Origin of the sequence: Caldanaerobacter subterraneus, assembly GCF_004345675.1 — a bacterium.
GTDB classification, from domain to species: domain Bacteria; phylum Bacillota; class Thermoanaerobacteria; order Thermoanaerobacterales; family Thermoanaerobacteraceae; genus Thermoanaerobacter; species Thermoanaerobacter subterraneus.
Genome location: NZ_SLWU01000017.1, coordinates 1 through 24,068, shown reverse-complemented (window position 1 = coordinate 24,068; position 24,068 = coordinate 1). Strand labels below are relative to the sequence as shown.

Sequence of the window (24,068 nt, the reverse complement as noted above, 5' to 3'; positions counted from 1 at the left end):
TTTATCACTACTCACTAGTATTTCGACAGACTTTTAAAAATTCCTTCAACTATTTCTAAAATGAACGGAAAGAATTTAGGACATACTATTGAAAAAAGAGTCATAATAATTTAAAATTAAAGTATAAGAAGTATAGCATTATTCATAGAATGTAACATAATAAATAAAAGGGGGTAAGAAGATGAGCAAAATCACCCTATCAGTTATCAAAGCGGATATCGGCGGATATGTAGGGCATACAGATGTTCATCCAGACCTTTTAGAAATTGCCAAAAAAATGCTGAAAGAAAAAGGTGATATGCTAATTGATTTTCATGTTACAAGAGTTGGTGACGACATACAGCTCATAATGACTCACAGAGAAGGAGTGGACAGTGAAAAAATTCATAAATTAGCCTGGGACACTTTTCTAGCATGTACAGAAAGGGCAAGGGAATTAAAGCTATACGGTGCAGGGCAAGACCTATTGAAAGATTCTTTTTCTGGCAATATAAAAGGTATGGGACCTGGTGTTGCAGAGATGGAATTTGAAGAGAGAAAAAGTGAGCCTGTGGTGATATTTATTGCAGATAAAACTGAGCCGGGAGCTTGGAATTTGCCTCTTTACAAGATGTTTGCTGACCCTTTCAACACTGCAGGGCTTATAATTGACCCTTCAATGCATCAGGGGTTTAAATTTGAGGTTTATGATATGTATGAAGGGAAAAAAATAGTTTTTAACACTCCAGAAGAGCTTTATGATATGCTTGTTTTCATAGGGGCGACGGGGAGATATTGTATAAGAAAAGTGTATACAAAAAACAATGAAATAGCAGCAGTTTCTTCCACTCAAAGGATGAATTTGATGGCAGGGAAATACATAGGGAAAGATGACCCTGTGCTCATTGTGAGGTGCCAGAATGGACTTCCTGCTGTGGGAGAGGTTTTAGAAGCCTTTGCAAACCCTCACCTTGTTTCTGGATGGATGAGAGGGTCTCACACTGGCCCTATGATTCCTGTATCTTTGGAGGATGCAGTTCCTACCAGATTTGACGGGCCTCCTAGAGTGTGCGCTCTGGGATTTCAATTAAAGGAAGGGAAGTTGATAGGACCACAAGACCTCTTTAAAGACATAGCCTTTGACAGCGCTAGGAAGAAAGCATTAGAAATAGCAGATTACATGAGAACTCTGGGGCCCTTTGAACCTCACAGATTGCCACTTCAGGAACTGGAGTATACTACTTTACCTCATCTAATGGAAAAATTGAAGGACAGGTGGGAGAAGGACTAAGGTGCGTTTTCGCACCTTTTTTAATTTAACAGATTTTTAGCGTTGATATACCGAAAAAGATGGTTTATCATTATATCAAGGGACAATTGCGAAGGGAAGGAAGTAATTTCATGAAAACGTTAAAAGAGAAATTTTTTAAATTACTTGACAAAGTGATAATAGTATCAATTATCGCCATTTCTATTTCAGCCTTTTTGCTGTATAAATTTCAGACTGCTCAAAAGCCTATATTTGCCAAAGTACCTGAATATCATTTCTACATGGTGGGACAAAATTCAGTAGATCCTTTCTGGAAGGAAATAAAAATGGGAGCGATGGAGGCGGCTAAGTACTACAATGTGGCACTTGAGTTCAATGCTCCCAAGTTCAATAACATACAAGAAGAGCTTAAGTACTTGGAAATTGCTATATTTTCAAAAGTTGACGGAATAATTACCCATGTTGCTAACAATGAAGAGTTTGCAAATTTAATTGAAGAAGCCTATAAAGAGGGTATTCCTGTTATCACAGTGGAAAACGATGCGAAGGACAGCAAAAGGCAAGCTTTTATAGGCACGAACAGCTTTCATCTGGGAGAAGAAGCTGCAAGACTTATGGCAAAGGCGACAAAGGGAAAAGCCAACATAGCCATAATTGTCAGCAATGACTATCAGTTGGATAGTGTCAATCAAAATCTTAAGATTAACGGCTTTCTGGACGCAATAAAGAACTATCCGGAAATGAAAGTGGTTAGAGTTTATACATCAAAACTCGGGACCTTGAGTGCAGAAGAGATTACTCAATCTATTATAAGCGGAAAGGATAAGATAAACGCTATATATGTGACAGATTCTGTTGATACAATTGGCACAGCTCAAGTGGTTGTAGATTTTAACAAGGTAGGAGAGATTACTGTGGTGGGATACGGCGATACTCCAGATATTTTAAGATACATTGAAAAAGGCGTTATATACGGGACAGTTATGAGCGACCCTTATAAAATAGGGTATGAAAGTGTAAAGGCGATGGTGGAGTTTAAGAAAAAAAATACAGTCTCTACTTTTGTAGACATTGGAGTGAATGTCATTACTAAAGAAAATGTTAACGAATATTTCAAGAGAATCCAATCACTAGACTGAGAAGGTGCAAAAGATGCTTAGAGACTTGTGGAAAGCAGGGGGAATTCGCAAAAAGCTGATAATTTATTATCTTATTGTAACTGTCTTGATGGGTATGACCAGCTTTTATTCTTATTACAACGCTAAGGTAGCTATAGAAAAGCTTAAATCGATCTTCGTAGATTATGTGTATTTGAACAATTTAAATTCAGATGTAAATATGCTGGAAACGGAAGTAGAAAGATATCTTGCCACAAAATCCTCTGATGCGCTTTTAAATTACTACTCTTTGTACAATAAATTAGAAAACAAGGCCTCTGATATATTAAGTCAGAATTACTATGATACAGATAGCCTTATGCTTAAGGATATAGCTAATATGATTAATAAACTCCTTGAAGAGGCAGATGCGGCTGTAAACGCTAAGAGAGGGAGGATTACTAGTGAATATATTGACCATTTCACAAAATCCATTAAAATAAGCGATTATATAAAATTTTATATGACAAATCTTTTAAATAACAAGTTGCAGGAAGGGTCAGCAAAATATGCTTCAATTACAAAGAATATGGAGTATCTGAGCTATTTGAATATATTCTTAATCTTAATCTCTATTGGGTTTAGTATATTCCTGGCTTTTTTGTTCACATATAAGATTACAAAACCTATCATTGATTTATCCCACCTTGCTGTAAGGGTATCAAAAGGAGATTTTGAAGTGAGGCCTATTGAACTTAAAACAAACGATGAGATAAAAGTGCTGTCTGAAGCCTTCAACAAAATGGTAGTTAACATAAAAAAATATATAAGTGAGATAAAGAAACAGGCTGAGATGGAGAGGAAGATAAAAGAGGCAGAGCTAAAAGCCCTTCAATCTCAGATAAATCCTCATTTTCTCTTCAATACTTTAAATGCTGCTGCCCAACTTGCCATGATGGAAGGTGCAGAAAAATCGGCCGAATTCATAGAAAATGTGGCTAATCTTTTTAGGTATAATTTGAAAAAGCTGGATTCTACTGTGACTTTAAAAGACGAAATAGAAAATGTCAAGCGTTATATTTACATTTTAAAGACTCGCTTTGGAGATAAGATAGATTTTAAATTGGATGTAGAAGAAGAGGTTTTAGATTTGGAAATGCCATGCATGATACTTCAGCCTGTGGTAGAAAATGCCTTTATCCATGGATTAGAGGATGTAGAAAGAGACGGATTAATTGTTTTAAAGGCTTATAAAGAAGGTGAAAAAGTGCTGGTAGAAATTGCTGACAATGGTGTAGGAATGGAGCAGGAAAAGATAAAGGCTATTCTGGCGCTTGATAGTCCTGATGTAGATAAAAAGCATGTTACAGGTATTGGCATGCACAATATAATACACAGATTGCTCGTTTTTTATGACATATCTAGTGTAGAGGATGTTATCGAGATAAAAAGTGAGATAGGGAAAGGCACCAAAGTCACTTTAAAAATTCCTGATAAAAAGGGTGAAAGGAATTATGGTCAAGTTGTTAATAGCTGACGATGAGCAAATAGTCCTTGATTCTATTAAGTTTATAATAGAAAAAAACAATGTACAGGCTGAAATTGTGGGCACAGCTAAGTCTGGCAGGGAAGCTATAGAGAAGGCAGATTTGTTAAAGCCGGACCTTATTTTTATGGACATAAGAATGCCTGGAATTGATGGAATAGAAGCGATAAGGCAGATTAAAGAAAGGCACAAAGAGATGATTTTTGTGATTATTACAGCTTACGAATATTTTAATTATGCAAAAGAGGCCATTAATTTAGGAGTTATGGATTACCTCTTAAAACCACTGAATAAAAACAAAATAATAGAAGTTATTGAAAAGGCTTCAAAGGTCATAGAGGAAAGAAGGAAAGCAGTACTGAAAGAAATAGAACTTAGAGAGAAAATCAATAAAATTATGCCTTATCTGGAAGAACAGTTTTTGTACACGGTGCTATTTGGAGGATATGTCGGAGGTAGTTTAGATTTTTATGAAGAAATCTTTGATATGAAGCTGGAAAAGGGATATATTATGATATTTCTCATGAGATCTGATACTAGTAATGAAAGAGAAAAGAGCATAGAAGTAAACCTTAAAAGGCAAAGCCTGTATGAGCATTTGAGAATTTTTTTAAAAGGGGTAAGTAAATGCATATTGGGGCCCTTTTTTATGGATAAAATCTGTGTTTATTTTCCTGTAGAAGAGAAAACTCCTTTTGAGGTCAAAAACTCTTCTGTGAAAATAGCCAATAAAGTTCTGGAAAGTTTACAAGGGTCAGAAAAAGAAAATTTAAGAGTAGGAATCGGCAGAGAGTATAGCTTCAATAACATAGTGAAATCTTACTATGAAGCAGAGATGGCTTTAAAACTTTTTCCCGATGATACAATTGTCCATTTTGATGATGCAGTTGGCACTTCTACTATATCGCACTTTCCTTATCCTCTGGATAAAGAAAAATTATTTATTGAGAGACTTGTGGAAGGCGATTTAGCTAGAGCTTTTAAAGTTTTTGATGAGATTTATGAATGGATGATTTTAGAATATGATAAAGATGCAGGAAAAATTAAGTCTAAATTGATAGAGCTCGTGGGAATAATAAGAAGGAGTTTCTACTATTACCTTGAAGAAGGAAGTTTTAAAGAAGAAATAGCACAAATTGAAGAGTTGCTGAAAATAGAGGATTTGAGAGAATTAAAGCTTGTTTTTATAAAAATGTTAAAAGACATTGTGGAAAATATAAAAGTAGTTAACAAAAAGAAATGGGATAATATTACAATGAAAGTAATAAATTTCCTTGAAGAAAATTTTAGCAAAGACATAAGTTTAGAAGATGCTGCTAGAGAAGTAAACATGAGCTATCACTATTTTAGCAAGTTTTTTAAAGAACAGGTAGGGGAAAATTTTGTGGATTACCTTACAAATTTGAGAATACGAAAGGCAAAAGAACTTTTAAAAAATTCAAGCCTAAGTGTAAAAGAAGTGAGTTACAAAGTAGGATACAGTGACCCAAATTATTTCAGCAAAATCTTTAAGAAGGTCACAGGGGTAACGCCCACAGAGTTCAAAGAGGGGGTGTAGGAAATGAAAGTGGGGGAAATGGTGAAGTTAGTAATAGCAGTGATTTTAACGATTATAGCGGTATTTCTGGGATTTTTAACTGTCAAACAAGTAGTTGCCTACCACAGTGCGAAAAATTTATATAGAGAAGAGGATAAAAGCAAAAAAGTAAAAATAGGCTTTTCTTTGGGTACTTTAAAAGAGGAAAGATGGGTTAAAGACAGGGATATTGTAATGGCTAAGTTAAAAGAACTTGGAGCAGAGGTACTGGTTCAAAATGCCAATAATGATGATGAAGACCAGCTAAAACAAGTAAAATACCTTTTGGAGCAAAAGATTGACGTTTTAATAATTGTTCCAAATGACCTGGAGAAAGCTTCATATGCTGTATCCCTAGCTCAGAAAGAAGGAGTAAAGGTTATATCTTACGATCGACTGGTTACAAGGTCTAATGTGGACCTTTATATTTCCTTTGACAATGTAAAAGTGGGGAAGTTTATGGCAGAGTATTTAGTGAAAAGAGTTCCTAAGGGTAATTACCTTATTGTAAATGGGGCTACTACGGACAATAATACAAAGATGATAAAAGAAGGTTATGACAGCGTATTAAAACCCTTTATAGATAGGGGAGACATAAAAATTGTGAAAGAGGATTGGGCGCCTAACTGGATGGCAGAGTATGCTTTTAATGTGACAGATGAAGTGCTGCAGAAGGGGATAAAAGTAGATGCTATTATTGCAGGGGATGATGCGCTGGCAGGTGGGATTATAGAAGCTTTAGCTTTACACAGGCTGGCGGGTAAAATCCCAGTAGTTGGACAAGATGCGGACCTTGCAGCATGTCAGAGAATAGTTGAAGGGACACAAGCTATGACTGTGTACAAGCCAATTGACAAATTAGCAGATGCTACAGCTAAAATGACAATGAAGCTTGCCAGAGGAGAAAAGCTGGATGTCAAAAATACCATATATGACGGCAAGTATTACGTTCCTTATTATGTCATTGAACCTATTCCAGTTGACAGGTCAAATCTTGATGACACTGTAATAAAAGATGGCTTTCATACAAAAGATCAGGTGTACAGAAATATAAGTGTTTCTAGGTAATTCCAGGCGTAAAGCCTGTATTTTTTTGTCTTAAAAAATTACAGCTAAGGTAAAAGCGGAAGAGCAAGAAAAATAAAAAAGTAAAGGATAACAAAAAAACTTTCAGAGGTGATTTTAAAGAAGAAATAGAATTATATAAATGCAGTAAAACTTAAAAAGGAGAGGGTGTAAGGATGTCTAGGAAAGGTAAAATTTTTCTGGTTTTAACAGCCCTACTACTTGTAGTCAGTGCATTTTTAGGAGGGTGTTCCTCTTCAAAGCAACCTGCGTCTAGCTCTAGCTCTTCAGGAAAGCAATTAGCGATTGGGATAGTATTGCCTACAAAAGACGAGCCGAGATGGATTCAGGATGAAACTAGATTCCAAGATGCTCTAAAAGACACTCCGTATGCTGCAGAGATACTTTTCAGCCAGGGAGACCCTGCTAAAGAAAAGGCAAATGTAGAGACGCTTTTGAGCAAGGGCATTAAAGTTCTCATTCTGTGCCCACACGATGCTAATGCTGCTGCAGCATCAGCAGAAGCAGCTAAAAAGGCTGGAGTAAAAGTGATTTCTTATGACCGCTTGATACTTAATACCGATGCTGTAGACTATTATGTCACTTTTGACAGCGTTCAGGTAGGGCAGCAACAGGGACAATATCTGGTGGACCATGCGACTGGCAAAGGGAATCCACTTTACCTTTATGCAGGAGCTTTATCTGACAACAACTCCTTCTTGTTCTTCCAGGGTGCATGGGAAGTTTTGCAGCCTAAGATTGCCGATGGCACTTTTGTGATTGCAAATTCTGACAAGGCAAATGCTCTCAAAGATAAAAAAGATTTGACTCGTCAGGAAATGGCAGATATAATAGGTCAAATTACAACAAACTGGGATTTCAATACGGCAAAGAACTTGGCTCAAGCTAATTTGGCAAAAGCACCTAAAGATCTCAAAGGAAATGTATTCATCCTTGCTCCGAATGACGGAACTGCTAGGTCTATCGCAGATACTTTCGCAGCAGATCCCGACATCAAGAGCTATGTGATTACAGGGCAGGACGCAGAAAAGCCTTCTATCCAGTATATAATCGATGGAAAACAGTCTATGACTGTTTTCAAAGATGTGAGAATACTGGTTAAAGACGCTATAAATGTGGCTCTCACTTACCTCAAAGGCGGCACACCTGAGTCTACGAAGACTTACAACAACGGAGTAAAGGATGTTCCATCTAAGCCGTCACCTGTCCAAGTGGTGGATAAGAACAATGTAAAGCAGGTTCTCATAGACTCTGGCTACTATAAAGAGAGCGACTTTAAGTGGCCTAAATAATTGAGGAGGTGTAAAAATGGGTGCCCCGCTTATAGAGCTTGTAAACGTCAATAAAAGTTTTTCCGGTGTCCAGGTGCTATTCAATGTAAATTTTAAAGTATACCCAGGTGAGATTCACTGCTTGGTAGGAGAAAACGGAGCAGGCAAAAGTACCCTGATGAAGATTTTAAGCGGGGTCTACCCTTATGGCGAATATGAAGGAGAAATCCTCATAGAGGGTAACCCTGTGAGATTTTTCAGCATAAAAGACAGTGAAAGGGCTGGAATCGCTATAATTCATCAGGAATTATCTCTTGTTCCAGAGATGACAGTGTATGAGAACATATTTCTAGGAAACGAAATTAAAAAGGGCGCAGTAGTCGATGTGATGGAAGAAATAGCTAGAGCAAAGGAATTGCTTAAAAAAGTCAAAGGAGAAGAAATCAGCCCAACAGCAAAAGCTAAGGATTTGAGTGTCAGCATGCAGCAGCTGGTAGAGATAGCAAAAGCTCTTTCCAAAAATCCAAAAGTCCTCATATTGGATGAACCTACTTCTGCCCTCAGTGAAACAGAAAGTGAAAACCTCCTCTCTCTCTTGAAAGAACTTAAAGAGCAGGGAGTGACGATAATACTCATAAGCCATAGGTTAAAGGAAGTATTAAAAGTTGCGGATTCTATAACGGTATTAAGAGACGGAAGGACTGTAGCTTATTTTGACTGTAAAAAAGAAGAAGTAGACGAGCAAAAAATAATAAAGCACATGGTGGGGAGGGAGATAACAAACCTGTACCCTCCTCCCCTCTCTAAGCCTTCTGATGAGGTTGTAATGGAAGTAAAAAACTGGAGTGTTGTCGACCCAAAGACAGGGCGGTATCTTGTGAAGGATGTTAATTTAAAGGTTAGAAAAGGAGAAATAGTTGGGCTGTTTGGTTTAGTAGGGGCAGGTCGTACAGAACTGGGGCTTAGCCTTTTTGGCAATCTTTACAGGTATTTTGTGCAGGGAGAGATATTTTTAAACGGCCAAAGGGTTCATTTCAGAAAACCAGCAGATGCTATAAGGTATAAATTGCTATACCTCACAGAGGACAGAAAACAAAAAGGGCTGATTCTCATAAACACGGTCAAAGAAAACATTACGCTTTCAAACTTAAAGACTTTGACGAAGCAGATGGTTATAGATGAGCTGGAGGAAATAGCTGTTGCACAGAATTTCCAAAAAAAATTGGGAATAAAGGCTAGGCATGTAGAGGTGAAGGTGTCTACGCTAAGCGGTGGGAATCAGCAGAAGGTTTTAGTGGCCAAAGGGCTTTTTGTTGAGCCTGAGGTGATAATACTGGATGAACCTACTAGAGGCGTTGATGTTGGTGCAAAGTATGAAATATACACTTTGATAAGGCAACTGGCTATGGAAGGAAAGGCAATCTTACTTATTTCTTCGGAGCTGCCAGAGATATTGGGGTTGAGCGATAGGATATACGTCATGAGCAAAGGAAGGATAACAGGAGAGCTCAAAGGAGACGAAGCAAATCAGGAAAAAGTAATGGCCTACGCAGTCATCTGAAGGAGGTTAACCGCGATGAGATCTTTTTATGGGCATTTAAAAGAGTTTTTAAGGGAAAATGTCAGAGACTATGCAATGTTTATTGCTTTATTGGTTATAATGATAGTTTTTGCAATTCTCTCTGGCGGCGATTTTCTCCTGCCCGTTAATATAAGCAACTTGGTGGATCAGACAGGTTATATTGCGGTTTTGTCAATTGGGGAGACCTTGATAATAGTCATACGTCATATAGACCTTTCTGTAGGGTTTTTGTCAGGATTTTTAGGGGCAATTGCCGCCATTCTGATGCAGTTTCACCATTTTTCAGCTTTTACTGCTATACTCATAGTCCTGATATTGGGTACTTTAGCAGGGCTTTTAAACGGGTCATTGGTAGCTTATCTTAGAATTCCTGCTTTTGTGGCAACACTAGCAGGATGGCTTGCTTATAGAGGAGCACTTCTTCTTGCTACAAAAGGGCCTGGTACCATAATAATAACAAATAAGACCTTTAATGCTATAGGAAATGACTTCATACCAGATTTGCCTTTTTTGAAGAATTTCATGCCAGGTTATCACAAACTCACCCTTTTGATAGGCATAATAGGAGTAGTGTTAATTGTATATTTTTCGCTTAAGAACAGAAATGAGCAAGCAAGAAGGGGATTTGATGTACTGCCATGGGATATGTTCCTTTTAAAAATGGTATTTATAAGTGGGCTGTTGTTGTATTTGACCTTTACTTTGGCTCGCTACAGAGGTATTTCCTGGACATTTGTAATAGTTTTGATTGTAACAGCAGTATACAGTTTTATAACAAATAGAACGGTATTAGGAAGGCATATATACGCTGTAGGGGGAAACCCTGAAGCAGCTGCGTTAAGTGGTATAGACGTTAATAAGATAACTCTCATTGTATTTGCCTCCATGGGATTTCTCTCAGGGCTTTCTGGAGTACTTTTTGCATCCAGACTTCAATCTGCTACGACTACTGCCGGTACCTTGTTTGAGCTTTACGCTATTGCTGGTGCCTTCATAGGAGGAGTGTCAGCAAGCGGCGGTGTGGGTAAAGTTGTAAATTCTCTCATTGGAGCTTTTGTGATGAGTACCTTGACAAACGGCATGAACTTGCTGGGAGTCGATATTTCACTTCAGTATATAATTTTAGGGCTGGTTTTAGCTACAGCTGTGATATTCGATGTGGCAACTAGAAGCAGAGGAAGATAAAAAGCGGGGGCAAAAACCCCGCTTTTTTATATCCCCCAGCTTCTCTCGATGGTCCTCCTTTATTTTGTCCACCTGATGACAGGATTTCTAGCAGCCAGCACTTCATCAAGCCTTCTTACAGGAGTGTTATGAGGAGCCTCTTTCAAAAGCTCTGGATTTTCCTTTGCCTCTTTAGCTATTTTTATAAGCGTTTCTGCGAAAGCGTCCAGCGTCTCTTTAGTTTCTGTTTCTGTAGGCTCTATCATGAGAGCTTCTTCCACGATCAGAGGGAAGTATATGGTTGGCGGATGGAAGCCGTAGTCTATGAGCCTTTTTGCCACATCGAGTGTCCTCACATCACCTGATTTTTCGGCGAGTCCTGCCAGTACAAATTCGTGCATGCAAGTCTTATCTACTGCCACTTTGTAATACCCTTTTAGTTTTTCTTTTAAGTAATTGGCATTTAATACTGCCAGTTCACTTGCCCTCTTTAATCCCTCAGCTCCCATTGTGAGGATGTAAGAGTATGCCTTTATCATCACATTGAAGTTGCCGTAGAAGCTTCTCACTTTTCCTATTGAAAGTGGTCTATCGTAGTCGAGGAAGTATCTGCCATCTTTTTCTTCTACAGTTGGGACAGGTAAGAAATCTGCCAATTCTTTTTTGACTCCTACAGGGCCGGAACCAGGACCGCCACCTCCATGAGGAGTTGAGAAAGTTTTATGGAGGTTTAGATGCACTACGTCAAATCCCATATCTCCAGGACGGCTTATTCCCATTATTGCATTTAGGTTAGCACCATCGTAATAAAGGAGTCCGCCTGCTTCATGCACGAGTCTTGCTATTTCCACAATGTTTTCCTCAAAGAGGCCTAGCGTGCTTGGGTTTGTGAGCATGAGGCCAGCTACTTCATCATTTAAAACCGCTTTTAATGCTTCTAGGTCTATGGCCCCTTCTTTATTTGACTTTATTTCAATCACATCAAAGCCAGCAACTGCTGCACTGGCTGGATTTGTACCGTGAGCAGAATCTGGTACTATTATTTTTTTGCGCTTTTTATCATTCCTGTGCTCGTGATATGCTTTTATTATCATCAAACCTGTGAGTTCGCCGTGGGCTCCTGCTGCAGGATGCAGTGAAAATCTATCCATACCTGTGATTTCGCAAAGAGCCTTTTCTAGCTCGTACATGAGCTTTAATGCGCCTTGCACGGTTTCTTCCGGCTGATACGGGTGAAGTTCTGTAAAGCCGGGAAGAGAAGCCATGTCTTCATTAATCTTGGGATTGTATTTCATAGTACAGGAGCCTAATGGGTAAAATCCGATATCTACACCATAGTTTTTCTGGGATAGAAGAGTGTAATGCCTTATTACGTCAACTTCGCTCACTTCGGGTAAATCCACTTCTTTTTCTCTGAGCATTTCCTTAGGGAGCATATCTTCTAAAGGCTTTTCTTCCACATCAAGGGGTGGAAGAGTATAAGCCTTTTTTCCCTCTTTTGAAAGTTCAAATATGAGGCTTTCATACTCTTTTAACATCCTACATCACCTCCAGGAGAGATTTTAACCTATCAATTTCTTCTTTTGTCCTCTTTTCAGTAAATGCAAGCAACATGACATTTTTGTACTTTTCGTAATCTCTCTGGAGGTCGTAACCGCCCAGTATCCCTTCTTCTAAAAGCTTTTTGTTTATTTCGGCTACATCTTTGTCTGTTTTAAGAGCAAATTCCATGAAGAAAGGTTTGTTAAAAGCTGGTTTATACTTGCCTGACTCAGTGAGCACTGTATAAGCATAATGAGCTTTTTGCAAGCACTGGTAAGCTACTTCCTTAATCCCTTTTTTGCCTATTGTAGCGAGATATACTGCAGCAGTTAAAGCATTTAGAGAATGGTTAGAGCATATGTTAGAAGTTGCCTTCTCCCTTCTTATATGCTGTTCTCTTGCTTGTAGGGTGAGGACAAATCCTCTTTTCCCGTCTACATCTTTTGTCTGACCTACTATTCTTCCAGGCATTCTGCGAAGAAGCTTCTGAGTAGTTGCCAGAAATCCCAAGTACGGTCCTCCGTAATGGAGTCCATTTCCAAGGGATTGACCGTCTCCTACTGCTATGTCTGCACCGATTTCTCCAGGTGATTTTAAAATTCCCAGAGGTATTGGATGTACATAGGTGATGAGCATGGCCTTTTGTTCGTGGGTTATTTTTTCAATCTCCTGCAAGTTTTCAATTATCCCAAAGAAGTTGGGGTACTGTACTATGACTGCTGCGGTGTTTGGGCCAATCACTTCTTTTAATTTTTCAATGTCAGTTACTCCATCCGCATCTTCTATTTCTACTACTTCCACTTCTTTAAAATGCATATAGGTTTTTAAAACCTTTCTTGTCTCTGGATTTACAGTCTTTGACACTATTATAGATTTCCTTTTTGTAGCGTCACAGGCCATCATTGCAGCCTCTGCACAGGCGCTTGCTCCATCGTACATGGAAGCGTTGGTGACTTCCATTCCCGTGAGGTTTGTTATCATCGTCTGGTATTCAAAAATGGCTTGAAGTGTTCCCTGGCTTATTTCTGGCTGGTATGGGGTGTAAGCCGTGTAGAATTCTGACCTTGAGATTATGTGTTTTACAACAGAAGGGATGTAGTGGTCATACACTCCTGCGCCTAAAAAGCTCACAAGCTGGCTTAAATTTTTATTCTCATCTGCATAACTTCCTAAGCGCTTTCTAACCTCCAGCTCTGACATGGGTTTTCCCAAATTTAAGGGGCGATTTAGCCTAACCTCTTTTGGGATGACTTCAAATAATTCTTCAATAGAGTTTTTTCCTATGGTTTTTAGCATTTCCTTTTCATCTTCGGAGGAGATGGGGAGATACGGAAACATAACTATCACTCCTCCTCTAAGAATTTTCTGTACTCATCGGCCTTCATTAGTTTATCTAACTGAGATTTGTCTTTAAGCTCTGCTATCACCATCCAGCTTCCATATGGGTCATTGTTTATAAGGGATGGGTCTTCCACCAGAGAATTGTTTACTTCCAACACTTTTATGTCTACTGGAGTGTACACGTCTGAAGCAGCTTTTACAGATTCTACTACTCCAAGTACATCTCCAGCAGAAAGTTCAGATCCTACCTCCGGAAGTTCAACGTAAACGATGTTTCCCAGTGAATGCTGAGCATAGTCTGTGATTCCTATGTATACCTTGTCTCCCTCTACTTTTACCCACTCATGGTCTTTTGAATAATAAAGGCCTTCTAAAACTTTCATGTTCAAACCCTCCTATTTTTTGTAATTTTTCTTGTAGAAATTCTTATCCACTATCACCGCTTTAAGCGGCTTATTTCTTATTATTACCTCAATTTGATTTCCTATTTGGGCATATTTTGAGTCAATCAAAGCGAGTCCTATGTTCTTTTTAAGAGTTGGAGAGAAATAACCCGTAGTCACATAGCCAATTTTTTGATTATCAGCATGTACTTCATACCCGTGTCTTGGAATTCCGTTGTCTATCATTTCAAATCCTACCAGTTTTCTCTTTAATCCTTGTTCCTTCTGTTTTAAAAGAGCGTCTTTTCCAATAAAATTTCCTTTGTCAAACTTCACAAAAAATCCTAAACCTGCTTCTAAAGGAGTTATGTCCTCTCCTAATTCATTTCCGTAAAGGGGTAAACCTGCTTCAAAGCGAAGTGTATCTCTTGCGCCAAGACCTGCCGGCTTGAGGCCGTAATCTTTGCCTGCCTCTAAAATTTTCTCCCACAGGGTGACAGCATGTTCATTCGGCATATAAATTTCAAATCCGTCTTCACCAGTGTAACCTGTGCGAGAAACTAAGCATTCTACACCAGCAATTTTTACTTTATCTTTGAAGTAGAAGAACTTGATCTGAGATAGGTCCTCATCAGTCAGTTTTTGAAGGATTTCTTCTGCTTTTGGACCTTGAATTGCTAGTTCTGCTATCTTATCTGACACATTTTCAATTTCCACTTTGTATATTCCTGCATTATTCAGCATCCATTTGTAATCCTTTTCTATATTTGCTGCATTAACTACTAAAAGATAGTAGTTGTTGGAATACTTGTAAACTAGAAGGTCGTCAATTGCTCCTCCGTTGTGATTGCACATGAAAGTGTAAAGCACCTGATTGTCATTTAACTTGGAAAGGTCATTTGTGAGGAGGTTTTGGAGGAAAGGAAACGCATCTTTTCCTTTTACAATTATTTCTCCCATGTGGGATACGTCGAAAAGACCTGCTGCATTTCTGACAGCTTCGTGTTCTGATATTATGCTTTCGAATTGAACTGGCATTGCCCAGCCGGCAAAGTCTATTATTTTTGCATTGTACTTAGGATAAATTTCATACAATGGGGTTTTTTTGAGATTATCCAAACTATCACACCCTTTCATAAAATTTAAACAGAGGAGCTGTGAGTGAGCACGAAAAGATTAAGTGCCATCACAACTCCTCTGTTTTTCTACCTGAAAGCTTCTACATATGGCCTTCCATATGTATTGCTCCTTCGGTGCTCTTTACGAGACTTTCCAGAGGCCTATCCGATAGCGATCCTGCCGCCTGAGAGCTTCTACAAAGGCTTGGCGGGCCTTTGTATTTCCCCTTCGGCTATCTTCCATTTATGGAAGATAATCTCTCGCTATCTTCATCTAGACAGTATTCAATTTTTTTTAAAATTATGCTATACTTTTACCATCATTATATATTATCCATAGACTTTAAGTCAACAATCGTTAAAATTGAGACGAGGGGTGGAGTGTATGCTGTATATTTATAACAAAAACACAAATCCCTATTTCAACTTGGCAGCTGAAGAATACGTTTTAAAGGAATTCAAAGACGAATGCTTTATGCTCTGGCGCAATGAACCCAGCATAATAGTTGGCAAAAATCAAAATACTCTGGCAGAGATAAATTTGGACTATGTAAGAGAACACAAAATTCCCGTTGTCAGAAGGCTATCAGGGGGAGGGGCGGTTTTTCACGACTTAGGCAACTTAAACTTTACGTTTATTGTAAATGCAGATGAGGGTGGATTTACAGATTTTAAAAGGTTTGCACAGCCTATTATAGACGTTCTTAGAAAATTAGGAGTGGAAGCAGAGTTTTCCGGCAGAAATGATATAACCATTGATGGGAAAAAGATATCTGGAAATGCCCAGTATTATTACAAGAATAGGATTCTGCACCACGGAACTTTGCTCTTTTCATCAAATATTACAGACCTGTCAGCTGCTTTAAAGGTGAGGCCTGTTAAGTTTGAAGATAAGGGAGTTAAGTCTGTATCCAAAAGAGTGGCGAATATAAGCGAATATTTAAAAGAGCCTATCACTATAGAGGAATTTATAAATTTAATAATGGAACACATAAAGGAGCAAACTGGCGGAGGAGAGATGTACGAATTTACAGAAGAGGATTTAAAAAAGATAAACAAATTAGTAGAAGAGAAATACGGCACTTGGGAGTGGAATTTCGGGTCTTCTCCCGACTATAAAATGAAGCATGAGAAAAAATTCCCCGGCGGTACTGTAGAAGTCAATCTAAATGTAGAAAAGGGTATAATAAAAGATGTAAAAATATACGGAGATTTCTTTGGGAAGTACGACATTTCTGAAGTGGAGGATTTATTAAAAGGGGTAAAGCACTCTGAGGAAGAGGTGAGGAAGGCTCTTTCAAAGATAAATCTTCAAGATTATATGGCAAATATAACTATTGATAATTTGATTGAGGTGATGTTTTAAAAATTTTTTCTTTTTTTACCTGAGCTTGTTGAATTTTTAACGTAAGAGTGATAAAATATAATCAAAAGAAAATTGTCAAACAATTATCGTTTTTATTTTATCAAAATTTTACCCCCTCCCGTAAGGGAAGGGAAGGAAAAAACTGTATGATGTTTGTTTAGATGAGAAAAACTAAAAATGGAGGTGTTTTTATGGCAAACCTTGATGTGAAGGATTTAGAAAGAATAATGGGGGAGATGGGAAAAGAAATTCCTGAAGTCATGAGAGCTTTTAATCAACTACACCATGCCGCTACAAAAAATGGAGCGTTGTCTACCAAAGAAAAGGAACTTATTGCGCTTGGAATTGCTGTTGCAATTAGGTGCTCTTACTGCATACTTGCTCATGTGAATTCTGCACTTCAGGCAGGTGCTACAAAAGAAGAAATAATGGAGACACTGGGAGTAGCAGTGCTTATGAGTGGAGGACCTGGTGTGGCATATGCGACTGAGGCTATAAAGGTTTTAGAACAGGCTGTAAAGTAAAATCCATTAAAAAGCCGTCTAAAATGATAAAAATGCGATAAATGTAAAAAGGAGGAGTCTTAAATGGCAATTGAAACATTTAAAGCAGTTTCACGAAAGTTGCCAGAAGGTTTAGCGGTTGAAAGTGAGGTAAGAGGTTTCAAAATAGTGCTAGATGAGCCAAAAGAATTAGGCGGTACAAATAAAGGGATGAATCCTGTGGAAGCATTGCTCTGCGCTTTGGGTTCTTGTCAAACAATTGTTGCTTCAGCTTTTGCAAAAGCAAAAGGAATAGACCTGCAAGATTTCTGGGTGGAATTAGAAGGTGACCTTGACACAGATGGATTTATGGGGAAACCTGGTGTAAGACCTGGTTTTCAAGAGATAAGGTTTAAGATGCACATAAAATCTAACTCGCCAAAAGAGAAAATAGAAGAGTTTGTTAAATTTATTGAAAATACCTGCCCAGTAGGTGATTCTCTCGCAAATCCCGTGAGGCTTGTATTATCTGATGTAGTAATTGAGTAAAAAACCTGCCTTCTTGGCGGGTAATTTTTTTATTTTTAAAGGATTTTTAGTATTTTTGTAGAAGTATAATAGTAGAAATTTTTATAAGACAGGGGGATTAGAAATGAACTTTGAAGACAGGATTGCCAAAAGAGCAAAGGCCATAGAAATATCCACAATTAGGTATTTTTTTAACATGGCTAGAGAAGTTGAAGGGGCGATTTCTCTTGCCATTGGAGAGCCAGATTTTATAACACCAGAGCACATAAGAAATGCGGCAAAAAAGGCTTTAGATGAGGGCATGACAGGGTACACTGTGAACGCAGGACTCATTGAGCTTAGAAGAGAAATTGCAGATTATCTAAAAAGAAGGTATAGCCTATATTATGACCCTGAAAAAGAAATTTTAGTTACAATAGGGGCTACAGAAGCAATATATGTAACTTTAAGCACCTTGGCAGAAGAAGGGGACGAAGTGCTAATACCAGAACCCTCTTTTGTAGCTTATCATCCCTGCACTGTTATAGCTGGAGCAAAATCAGTTTTTGTTCCTACTTATGAAGAAGACGACTTTATATTAAGAGCAGATGTGCTGGAAAAATATATAACCGAAAGGTCAAAAGTCTTGATATTACCCTATCCAAACAATCCTACAGGAGCAGTAATGCCAAAAGAGGCTTTAGAGGAGATAGCCAAAGTAGTAGAAAAACATGACCTTATTGTAGTAACAGATGAGATTTACTCCGAATTGGTATACGGTGGATTTAAGCATACAAGTTTTGCCTCCCTGCCTGGCATGTGGGAAAGAACTATTACCATTAACGGATTTTCAAAATCCTACGCTATGACGGGATGGCGTCTCGGGTATATAGCTGCTCCTGAGCATTTTACCAAACATATAGCTAAACTTCATCAATACGCTGTTACAGCTGCGGCTACAATGTGTCAGTATGCGGGAATTGAGGCTATGAGAAATGGGGATGAGGATATAATAAAAATGAGAGAAGAATATGACAAGAGGAGAAAGTTCTTACTTGAAAGCGTAAGGGAGATGGGGCTTTCCTGTTTTGAGCCTAAAGGGGCATTTTATATATTCCCATCGATAAAAACTACAGGGCTTACATCAATGGAATTTGCAAAAAGGCTTCTTTATGAGGCGAAAGTTGCAGTTGTGCCGGGCAATGCCTTTGGGGAACATGGAGAAGGGTATGTGCGGCTGGCCTATGCCACATCAATGGAAAACTTAGAAGAAGCGGTAAAGAGGATGAAAGAATTTATGGCAAAACTTTAAAAGGGGGTGACTCCTTTATTTTTTTGGCAAAATAATAGTTTACTTTTGCCACAATTCTATTGAAAAATGTTAAGCTTTTCATTATCATAGAAGTATAATATAATTTACTTAAAAAGAGGTGATAATTATCACTCTCAATGACAGAAGTAAACAAATTTTGATGAAACTTATCAATTCAAACGAGCCAATAAAAATTTCTGAGCTTGCAAAATTATTCAATGTAAGCTCTAGAACTATAAGGTATGACCTCGATGCTATTGATGAGTTTTTAAAGTATAATAATTTGCCACAATTAATTAGAAAACCGAATGTAGGCGTGAAATTTTCTGAACTATTAGAACATAGAAACAAAGCCTTATCCTTCTTAGACACTCTTTCTCCTTATTATTACAACTTATCCCAAAAAGAAAGAGTAAATGTAATATTAAGCGAGCTTATCCAACAGAGAGACTACATCACAATAAACACTTTAGCTGAAAAGCTTATGGTTTCAAGAAGCACAGTCATAAGCGATTTAAAAAAAGTAAAAGAATGGTTAGAGGAAAGAGGGCTTTACCTTAAAGCTTTACCCAAATACGGTGTAAAAGTCGTTGGAGATGAAAAGCAGTTAAGAAGAGCTGCTATTGAACTTCTTACAGAAGCAATAGATATTGACAAAGCATTGGATATTGTAAAGGCACCTTTCTATGGGCGAAGTTTGGGCGGCAGTGGTCAGATTGCAAAGCTTTTTGAGGATATAGACATACCGTATATAGAGCAATGTGTGCAGATAGCAGAAAGAGAGCTGGAGACAATTTTTTCCGATGCGGCTTTTTCTGGACTTGTGATTCACATAGCGATTGCAATAAAGAGAATTCAACTGGGCAAGGATATAGTAATGCCAAAAGAGGAATTAAAAGCTTTAGAAATGACTAAGGAATTCGCTGTTGCATCAAATATAGCTAAGATGTTAGAAGACCGCTTTAATGTATCAATACCTGTAGATGAAATTGGATACATCACTATCCATTTATTAGGAAGCAATGTAGCTAAGCCTAAAACTTACCTCAATGAAAACTGGATTGAATATCAGCTTCTTACAGAAAAAATCATACGAAATGTTAGTGAAAGGATAAAAGAAAACCTTTTAGAAGATCAGCAACTTTTTGAAGGTTTACTAGATCATTTGAGACCCACGATATACCGCTTGAAGCACGATTTAAAATTAAAAAATCCCATTCTAGATGAAATTAAAACTAATTACAGAGAACTTTTTGAAATAGTTAGGGAGAGCTTAAAGCCTATTGAAGAGTACACAGGCAGGAACTTGAATGAAGAAGAAATAGGTTATTTTGTCATACATTTTGGTGCAGCAATAGAAAGAAAAAAGACCGCTATTTCTATTAAGCCCAATGTATTAGTTGTATGTAGCACAGGAATAGGGACAGCAAAACTCCTTTCTTCCAGATTGCAATCTGTTTTTGATGTACACATAATTGACACTATCGCTTTTCACCAGATTAAAGAGGTTTTAAAGGATAAAAAAATAGACTTGATAGTGTCTACTATTCCGCTCAAATGTGATGAAGTAAAAGTAGTCGAGGTCAATCCTCTTCTCACGGATAGGGATATAGAAAAATTGAGTAAATTCCTCGCTAAGCCTCAAGATAAGCGCTTGGATGTGGTAGACGAGCTTATGGAAATCATAAATAGGCATTGCGTAATAAAAGATCGCGAAAAATTGCTAGAAGATTTACTAATTTTTTTCAACATAGCATCATATGAAAATAGGAGAGGAGTTGTTCATCCAGTGTTGAAGGACCTTTTGACAAAAGATACCATAAAGCTAAATGTTGAGGCAAAAGATTGGGAAGAAGCTGTAAGGATAGGAGGTGAGTTGCTAGAGAAAAGCGGTGTTGTAGAGTCTAGGTACATTGAGGCAATGATAGAGACGGTAAAAGATATGGGCCTTTATATAGTTATTGCTCCTGGTGTGGCAATGCCACATGCAAGGCCGAATGCTGGTGTAAAAAAAGTAGGTATGAGTTTAATTACATTAAAAAACCCAATAAATTTTGGGAATAAGGACAATGATCCAGTTAAAATAGTGGTTTCATTTGCTGCTGTAGATAATACACAGCATTTAGAAGCATTGCGACAGTTAGTAGAAGTTTTGGCGAATAATGAATTGTTAAAAAAGATTATGGATGCAAAAAGCGAAGAAGAAGTGGTAGAATTGATCAACCAAATAAGTTGAAGAGATGAGGTGTTTATAAAATGGATGGGAAAAAATTAAAGATAATGGCGGTTTGTGGTATGGGTTTAGGAAGTTCTTTAGTATTGAAAATGAGCATAGAAAAAGCAGTAAAAGAGTTAAACTTGGATGCGGAAGTTATTACTACAGATATAACCACAGCAAAAGGAGCAGGAAGTGATGTGGATATAGTAATAACTTCTAATGAACTAGCTCAACAATTGGAGGGAATAAAACCCAAAATAGCAGTGGTAAAAAATTATGTTAATGTGCAAGAAATTAAAGAAGCTATAAATAAAGCTTTAAATATTTAAAAAGTTAGAAAGGAGGTAAAAAGAGAATGGCTTTTCTTAAGTTTCTTCAAGATATCTTAAGTGTACCTGCCATTCTGGTAGGAATTGTAGCATTCATAGGTTTAATAGTGCAAAAGAAAACTTTCTCAGAAGTAATAACTGGCAGTATAAAAACTGTTCTGGGATTCTTAATTTTAGTAGCTGGTGCTGTTACATTGATAGGGTCGCTTAATGCATTAGGACCAATGTTAGAGGTAGGTTTTGGAATAAAGGGAGTAGTACCTAACAATGAAGCTATAGTTGCTATAGCTCAAAAAACTTTAGGGAAAGAGACAGCTCTAATCATGGTTTTTGGATTTTTGGTTAATATATTATTAGCGCGGTTTACTCCTCTCAAGTTCATATGGCTTACTGGGCATCATAGCTTTTATATGGCGTGCCTAATCTCTGCTACATTAGGTACAGCTGGATTGAGTGGTGTGTGGTTAGTAGTTGTAGGGTCAATTATCTTAGGGCTAATGCAAGTATTAATGCCTGCGTGGATTCATCCATACATGAGGAAAGTTACAGGGACAGATGATATTGCATTAGGACATTTTGGAACGTTAGGGTATTTTGTATCAGGAACAATTGGAAAATGGTTTGGGAATCCACAAGATAGTACTGAAAATCTTTCTTTCCCTAAAGGGCTAGGCTTTTTAAGAGAGTCATTAGTCGCAACTGGCGTTACGATGATAATTGTATTTCTTATTGCAGCTTTTGCTGCTGGAGGTACCTATGTAGAGACTAAATTGAGTGGAGGTCAAAACTTCATAGTTTATTCCATAGTAGAGGCGTTGACCTTTGCAGCTGGAGTAGGCGTAGTAATTTATGGTGTTAGGATGATTGTCGCAGAAATTGTACCGGCTTTTAAAGGTATTTCTGACAAAATAGTTCCTGAAGCAAAACCCGCTTTGGATTGCCCTGTTACATTTCCTTACGCGCCGAACGCTGTTATTATAGGTTTTATATTCAGCTTCTTAGGTGGAATAGTTTCTATGTTGTTGATGCCTGTGTTCAACCTTCCAGTGATAATTCCTGGACTTGTGCCCCACTTCTTTGTAGGGGGTACAGCAGGAGTAATAGGTAATGCGATGGGAGGAAAAAGAGGTGCAGTATTAGGTTCCTTCGTAAATGGAATTATTATAAGCTTTGGTGCTGCTTTCTTATTGCCAGCCTTAGGAGCTCTTGGATTTGAAAACACAACATTTGGGGATTCTGATTTCCAGTGGCTAGGAATTTTAATAAGCTTGATAGGGCGTCTATTCAAATAAGTTGTGAGAGCCGCAGAGGCTCTCTTTTTTATGCAGGAGTTTTGGTTTTTTATAGAATTTAATATTATGGATTGATATCTAAAACTGTAAAAAGGGGTTAAGACTATGGAAGCGAGAAATGTCGTATATGTGGATGAGTTTACCGATGGCATTCTTGATCCTGAAAAAGAAATGATAAAAGCAGTAAAGGATGGAGGATACATTATAGCTAATACTGCGCCGGGGTGTTGGGGGCCAATGCTTACCCCTAAGCTAAAAGGAGGGCATGAAGTTACTAGGCCGGTTTTTGTTGAAAATGCAGAAGTTGGTGATGTAGTAGCAATATATATTGAAGATATTCAGGTAACATCAATTGCTACAGCTTCAGGTAAAGAAAAGGTAATAGAAGGAAGATATATAAGCGATCCTTTTGTAGCTGCTAAATGTCCTAACTGTGGCACAGTATATCCAGAAACTGTTATAGAAGGTGTGGGGCCAGATTCTATACGCTGTGCTAATTGTGGAGCAGATGTAGTTCCATTTAAATTTGAACATGGTTATACTATGGTCTTAGATAAAGAAGAAAATATTGGAGTAACTGTAGGCAAAGAGGCTGCAGAAAAAATAGCAGCAAATGGAAGAGAATATATGAGGATACCTCATAATTCTGCTCAAAATCCTGCAGTTACTTTGGCACCTCATGATCTGGTAGGAGTAATCTCACGAATGAGGCCTTTTTTAGGACAGTTAGGGACATTGCCTTCTATAAAAATGCCGGACTCTCATAACGCAGGAGATTTTGGCACATTTTTGATAGGCGCTGAACATGAATATGCTATTACTAAAGAAGAATTAGAAAGACATAGAACGGATGGACATATGGATATAAATAGAGTTAGAAAAGGAGCAGTAGTTATTGCCCCTGTTAAAGTAAAAGGTGCTGGAGTGTATATGGGTGATATGCACGCGATGCAGGGGGATGGAGAGATAGCAGGCCATACTACTGATGTTGCTGGGATAGTTACACTTAGAGTGAAAGTATTAAAAGGTTTGAAAATAGAGGGGCCAATATTGTTACCTAATTTTGAAGATTTGCCATATTTAGCTCGTCCTTTTACAGAAGAAGAGCTTGAAAAAGCTAAGAAATTAGCAAACCAGTGGGGAGCCGATTCGTTAGAGAAATCATATCCGCTTTCTTTCATAGGTACTGGAGCAAATTTGAATGAAGCTGTAAACAATGGTTTAGAAAGAGCTGCAAAATTTTTAGAATTGCCTTTACCAGAAGTTTTGAACAGAGCTACCATAACAGGCTCAATTGAAATAGGGCGATTGCCAGGGGTAGTTACAGTTACATTTTTGGTTCCAGTAGAAATTTTAGAAAAGAAGGGTATATTGGATATAGTAAAAAAGCATTATACAAAAGCAGAAAATTGATTTTTTTAATTCCTTGCCCCTATAGATTTTGGGGCATTTTTGTTTTATTTTTTATTCATGGTATAATTTTTTTAGAGAGTTTCTGAATTTTTTAAAGTAAAAAAGACAAACGGTAAAATGTCAAGGGGGTAATTAAAAAATTTTTGAGGCATTTAAAGGGCAAAAAGACAAAAAAATACCCTTCTTCCAACATG

The 24,068-nt window shown here is 37.8% G+C and carries 20 protein-coding genes and 2 riboswitches; of the genes, 16 read left to right on the top strand and 4 right to left on the bottom strand.

What is annotated here, in order from left to right; all coding sequences use genetic code 11:
• Positions 1-181: 181 nt before the first annotated feature.
• The 8 genes from fbp to EV203_RS08490 all read left to right on the top strand — a co-directional run bounded on the left by fbp (position 182) and on the right by EV203_RS08490 (position 10,592).
• A complete protein-coding gene (fbp, locus tag EV203_RS08525; protein WP_132040066.1) occupies positions 182-1,270 on the top strand; it encodes a fructose-1,6-bisphosphate aldolase/phosphatase in 1,089 nt (362 codons plus the stop codon).
• Between the two features lie 110 nt (positions 1,271-1,380).
• A complete protein-coding gene (locus tag EV203_RS08520) occupies positions 1,381-2,388 on the top strand; it encodes a substrate-binding domain-containing protein (protein WP_132040064.1) in 1,008 nt (335 codons plus the stop codon).
• A 13-nt stretch (positions 2,389-2,401) separates the two neighbouring features.
• Positions 2,402-3,883, top strand: coding sequence for a sensor histidine kinase (locus EV203_RS08515; RefSeq protein WP_132040062.1), 1,482 nt, complete (start codon positions 2,402-2,404; stop codon positions 3,881-3,883).
• Positions 3,861-5,450 (top strand): response regulator, encoded by a 1,590-nt coding sequence (locus EV203_RS08510; protein WP_132040060.1) that lies wholly within the window; start codon positions 3,861-3,863, stop codon positions 5,448-5,450. Before EV203_RS08515 ends, EV203_RS08510 begins: the two co-directional genes overlap by 23 nt.
• A gap of 3 nt (positions 5,451-5,453) precedes the next feature.
• Positions 5,454-6,536 (top strand): sugar ABC transporter substrate-binding protein, encoded by a 1,083-nt coding sequence (locus tag EV203_RS08505; protein WP_132040058.1) that lies wholly within the window; start codon positions 5,454-5,456, stop codon positions 6,534-6,536.
• Between the two features lie 173 nt (positions 6,537-6,709).
• Positions 6,710-7,846 (top strand): sugar ABC transporter substrate-binding protein, encoded by a 1,137-nt coding sequence (locus EV203_RS08500; RefSeq protein ID WP_132040056.1) that lies wholly within the window; start codon positions 6,710-6,712, stop codon positions 7,844-7,846.
• 16 nt (positions 7,847-7,862) lie between these two features.
• On the top strand, positions 7,863-9,386 hold the full coding sequence (locus EV203_RS08495) for a sugar ABC transporter ATP-binding protein (protein ID WP_132040054.1): 1,524 nt from the start codon (positions 7,863-7,865) through the stop codon (positions 9,384-9,386).
• Between the two features lie 15 nt (positions 9,387-9,401).
• Complete coding sequence (locus EV203_RS08490; RefSeq protein WP_011024756.1) at positions 9,402-10,592, top strand: sugar ABC transporter permease; 1,191 nt, start codon at positions 9,402-9,404, stop codon at positions 10,590-10,592.
• Between the two features lie 59 nt (positions 10,593-10,651).
• Here EV203_RS08490 and gcvPB read toward each other — a convergent pair whose 3' ends face one another.
• From gcvPB to gcvT, 4 genes are read right to left on the bottom strand one after another with little or no spacing between them, the layout of a single operon-like run.
• Positions 10,652-12,109, bottom strand: coding sequence for an aminomethyl-transferring glycine dehydrogenase subunit GcvPB (gcvPB, locus tag EV203_RS08485; RefSeq protein WP_132040052.1), 1,458 nt, complete (start codon positions 12,107-12,109; stop codon positions 10,652-10,654).
• Between the two features lies 1 nt (position 12,110).
• The gene (gcvPA, locus tag EV203_RS08480) at positions 12,111-13,451 is read right to left on the bottom strand and encodes an aminomethyl-transferring glycine dehydrogenase subunit GcvPA (protein WP_009610515.1); all 1,341 of its coding nucleotides are present in this window, start codon (positions 13,449-13,451) and stop codon (positions 12,111-12,113) included.
• Between the two features lie 5 nt (positions 13,452-13,456).
• The gene (gcvH, locus tag EV203_RS08475) at positions 13,457-13,837 is read right to left on the bottom strand and encodes a glycine cleavage system protein GcvH (RefSeq protein ID WP_132040050.1); all 381 of its coding nucleotides are present in this window, start codon (positions 13,835-13,837) and stop codon (positions 13,457-13,459) included.
• A gap of 12 nt (positions 13,838-13,849) precedes the next feature.
• Positions 13,850-14,956, bottom strand: a complete 1,107-nt coding sequence (gene gcvT / locus EV203_RS08470; RefSeq protein ID WP_165911597.1) for a glycine cleavage system aminomethyltransferase GcvT — start codon at positions 14,954-14,956, stop codon at positions 13,850-13,852.
• 75 nt (positions 14,957-15,031) lie between these two features.
• Positions 15,032-15,116: riboswitch (glycine riboswitch) on the bottom strand.
• A gap of 2 nt (positions 15,117-15,118) precedes the next feature.
• A riboswitch (glycine riboswitch) is annotated at positions 15,119-15,229 on the bottom strand.
• A gap of 111 nt (positions 15,230-15,340) precedes the next feature.
• On the opposite strand from gcvT, the gene lplA reads away from it, so the two are divergent.
• The 8 genes from lplA (at position 15,341) to EV203_RS08430 (ending at position 23,874) form a co-directional block, all read left to right on the top strand.
• Entirely contained in the window at positions 15,341-16,321 is a 981-nt protein-coding gene (lplA, locus tag EV203_RS08465; RefSeq protein ID WP_011024759.1) for a lipoate--protein ligase, read from the top strand.
• A gap of 191 nt (positions 16,322-16,512) precedes the next feature.
• On the top strand, positions 16,513-16,845 hold the full coding sequence (locus EV203_RS08460; protein ID WP_043884041.1) for a carboxymuconolactone decarboxylase family protein: 333 nt from the start codon (positions 16,513-16,515) through the stop codon (positions 16,843-16,845).
• 63 nt (positions 16,846-16,908) lie between these two features.
• Complete coding sequence (locus EV203_RS08455) at positions 16,909-17,352, top strand: OsmC family protein (protein WP_011024762.1); 444 nt, start codon at positions 16,909-16,911, stop codon at positions 17,350-17,352.
• Positions 17,353-17,455: 103 nt separating this feature from the next.
• Positions 17,456-18,622, top strand: a complete 1,167-nt coding sequence (locus tag EV203_RS08450; protein ID WP_011024763.1) for a pyridoxal phosphate-dependent aminotransferase — start codon at positions 17,456-17,458, stop codon at positions 18,620-18,622.
• 160 nt (positions 18,623-18,782) lie between these two features.
• Positions 18,783-20,858 (top strand): BglG family transcription antiterminator, encoded by a 2,076-nt coding sequence (locus EV203_RS08445; RefSeq protein WP_132040046.1) that lies wholly within the window; start codon positions 18,783-18,785, stop codon positions 20,856-20,858.
• A 20-nt stretch (positions 20,859-20,878) separates the two neighbouring features.
• Positions 20,879-21,169 carry a PTS sugar transporter subunit IIB gene (locus EV203_RS08440; protein ID WP_132040044.1) on the top strand — a complete coding sequence of 97 codons (291 nt, stop codon included), beginning with the start codon at positions 20,879-20,881 and terminating at the stop codon, positions 21,167-21,169.
• A 26-nt stretch (positions 21,170-21,195) separates the two neighbouring features.
• Positions 21,196-22,461 carry a PTS ascorbate transporter subunit IIC gene (locus EV203_RS08435; protein ID WP_132040042.1) on the top strand — a complete coding sequence of 422 codons (1,266 nt, stop codon included), beginning with the start codon at positions 21,196-21,198 and terminating at the stop codon, positions 22,459-22,461.
• Between the two features lie 105 nt (positions 22,462-22,566).
• A complete protein-coding gene (locus EV203_RS08430) occupies positions 22,567-23,874 on the top strand; it encodes an acetamidase/formamidase family protein (protein WP_022587439.1) in 1,308 nt (435 codons plus the stop codon).
• Positions 23,875-24,068 lie beyond the last annotated feature (194 nt).

Bases quoted from the DNA above. Each gene is read 5' to 3' on its own strand.
- gcvPA (WP_009610515.1), bottom strand. From the start codon at position 13,451: ATGTTTCCGTATCTCCCCATCTCCTCCGAAGATGAAAAGGAAATGCTA.
- EV203_RS08515 (WP_132040062.1), top strand. From the start codon at position 2,402: ATGCTTAGAGACTTGTGGAAAGCAGGGGGAATTCGCAAAAAGCTGATA.
- EV203_RS08445 (WP_132040046.1), top strand. From the start codon at position 18,783: ATGAAACTTATCAATTCAAACGAGCCAATAAAAATTTCTGAGCTTGCA.
- EV203_RS08450 (WP_011024763.1), top strand. From the start codon at position 17,456: ATGAACTTTGAAGACAGGATTGCCAAAAGAGCAAAGGCCATAGAAATA.
- EV203_RS08430 (WP_022587439.1), top strand. From the start codon at position 22,567: ATGGAAGCGAGAAATGTCGTATATGTGGATGAGTTTACCGATGGCATT.
- fbp (WP_132040066.1), top strand. From the start codon at position 182: ATGAGCAAAATCACCCTATCAGTTATCAAAGCGGATATCGGCGGATAT.
- gcvPB (WP_132040052.1), bottom strand. From the start codon at position 12,109: ATGTTAAAAGAGTATGAAAGCCTCATATTTGAACTTTCAAAAGAGGGA.
- EV203_RS08495 (WP_132040054.1), top strand. From the start codon at position 7,863: ATGGGTGCCCCGCTTATAGAGCTTGTAAACGTCAATAAAAGTTTTTCC.
- gcvH (WP_132040050.1), bottom strand. From the start codon at position 13,837: ATGAAAGTTTTAGAAGGCCTTTATTATTCAAAAGACCATGAGTGGGTA.
- EV203_RS08490 (WP_011024756.1), top strand. From the start codon at position 9,402: ATGAGATCTTTTTATGGGCATTTAAAAGAGTTTTTAAGGGAAAATGTC.
- EV203_RS08510 (WP_132040060.1), top strand. From the start codon at position 3,861: ATGGTCAAGTTGTTAATAGCTGACGATGAGCAAATAGTCCTTGATTCT.
- EV203_RS08460 (WP_043884041.1), top strand. From the start codon at position 16,513: ATGGCAAACCTTGATGTGAAGGATTTAGAAAGAATAATGGGGGAGATG.
- EV203_RS08440 (WP_132040044.1), top strand. From the start codon at position 20,879: ATGGATGGGAAAAAATTAAAGATAATGGCGGTTTGTGGTATGGGTTTA.
- EV203_RS08435 (WP_132040042.1), top strand. From the start codon at position 21,196: ATGGCTTTTCTTAAGTTTCTTCAAGATATCTTAAGTGTACCTGCCATT.
- EV203_RS08505 (WP_132040058.1), top strand. From the start codon at position 5,454: ATGAAAGTGGGGGAAATGGTGAAGTTAGTAATAGCAGTGATTTTAACG.
- EV203_RS08520 (WP_132040064.1), top strand. From the start codon at position 1,381: ATGAAAACGTTAAAAGAGAAATTTTTTAAATTACTTGACAAAGTGATA.
- EV203_RS08500 (WP_132040056.1), top strand. From the start codon at position 6,710: ATGTCTAGGAAAGGTAAAATTTTTCTGGTTTTAACAGCCCTACTACTT.
- EV203_RS08455 (WP_011024762.1), top strand. From the start codon at position 16,909: ATGGCAATTGAAACATTTAAAGCAGTTTCACGAAAGTTGCCAGAAGGT.
- lplA (WP_011024759.1), top strand. From the start codon at position 15,341: ATGCTGTATATTTATAACAAAAACACAAATCCCTATTTCAACTTGGCA.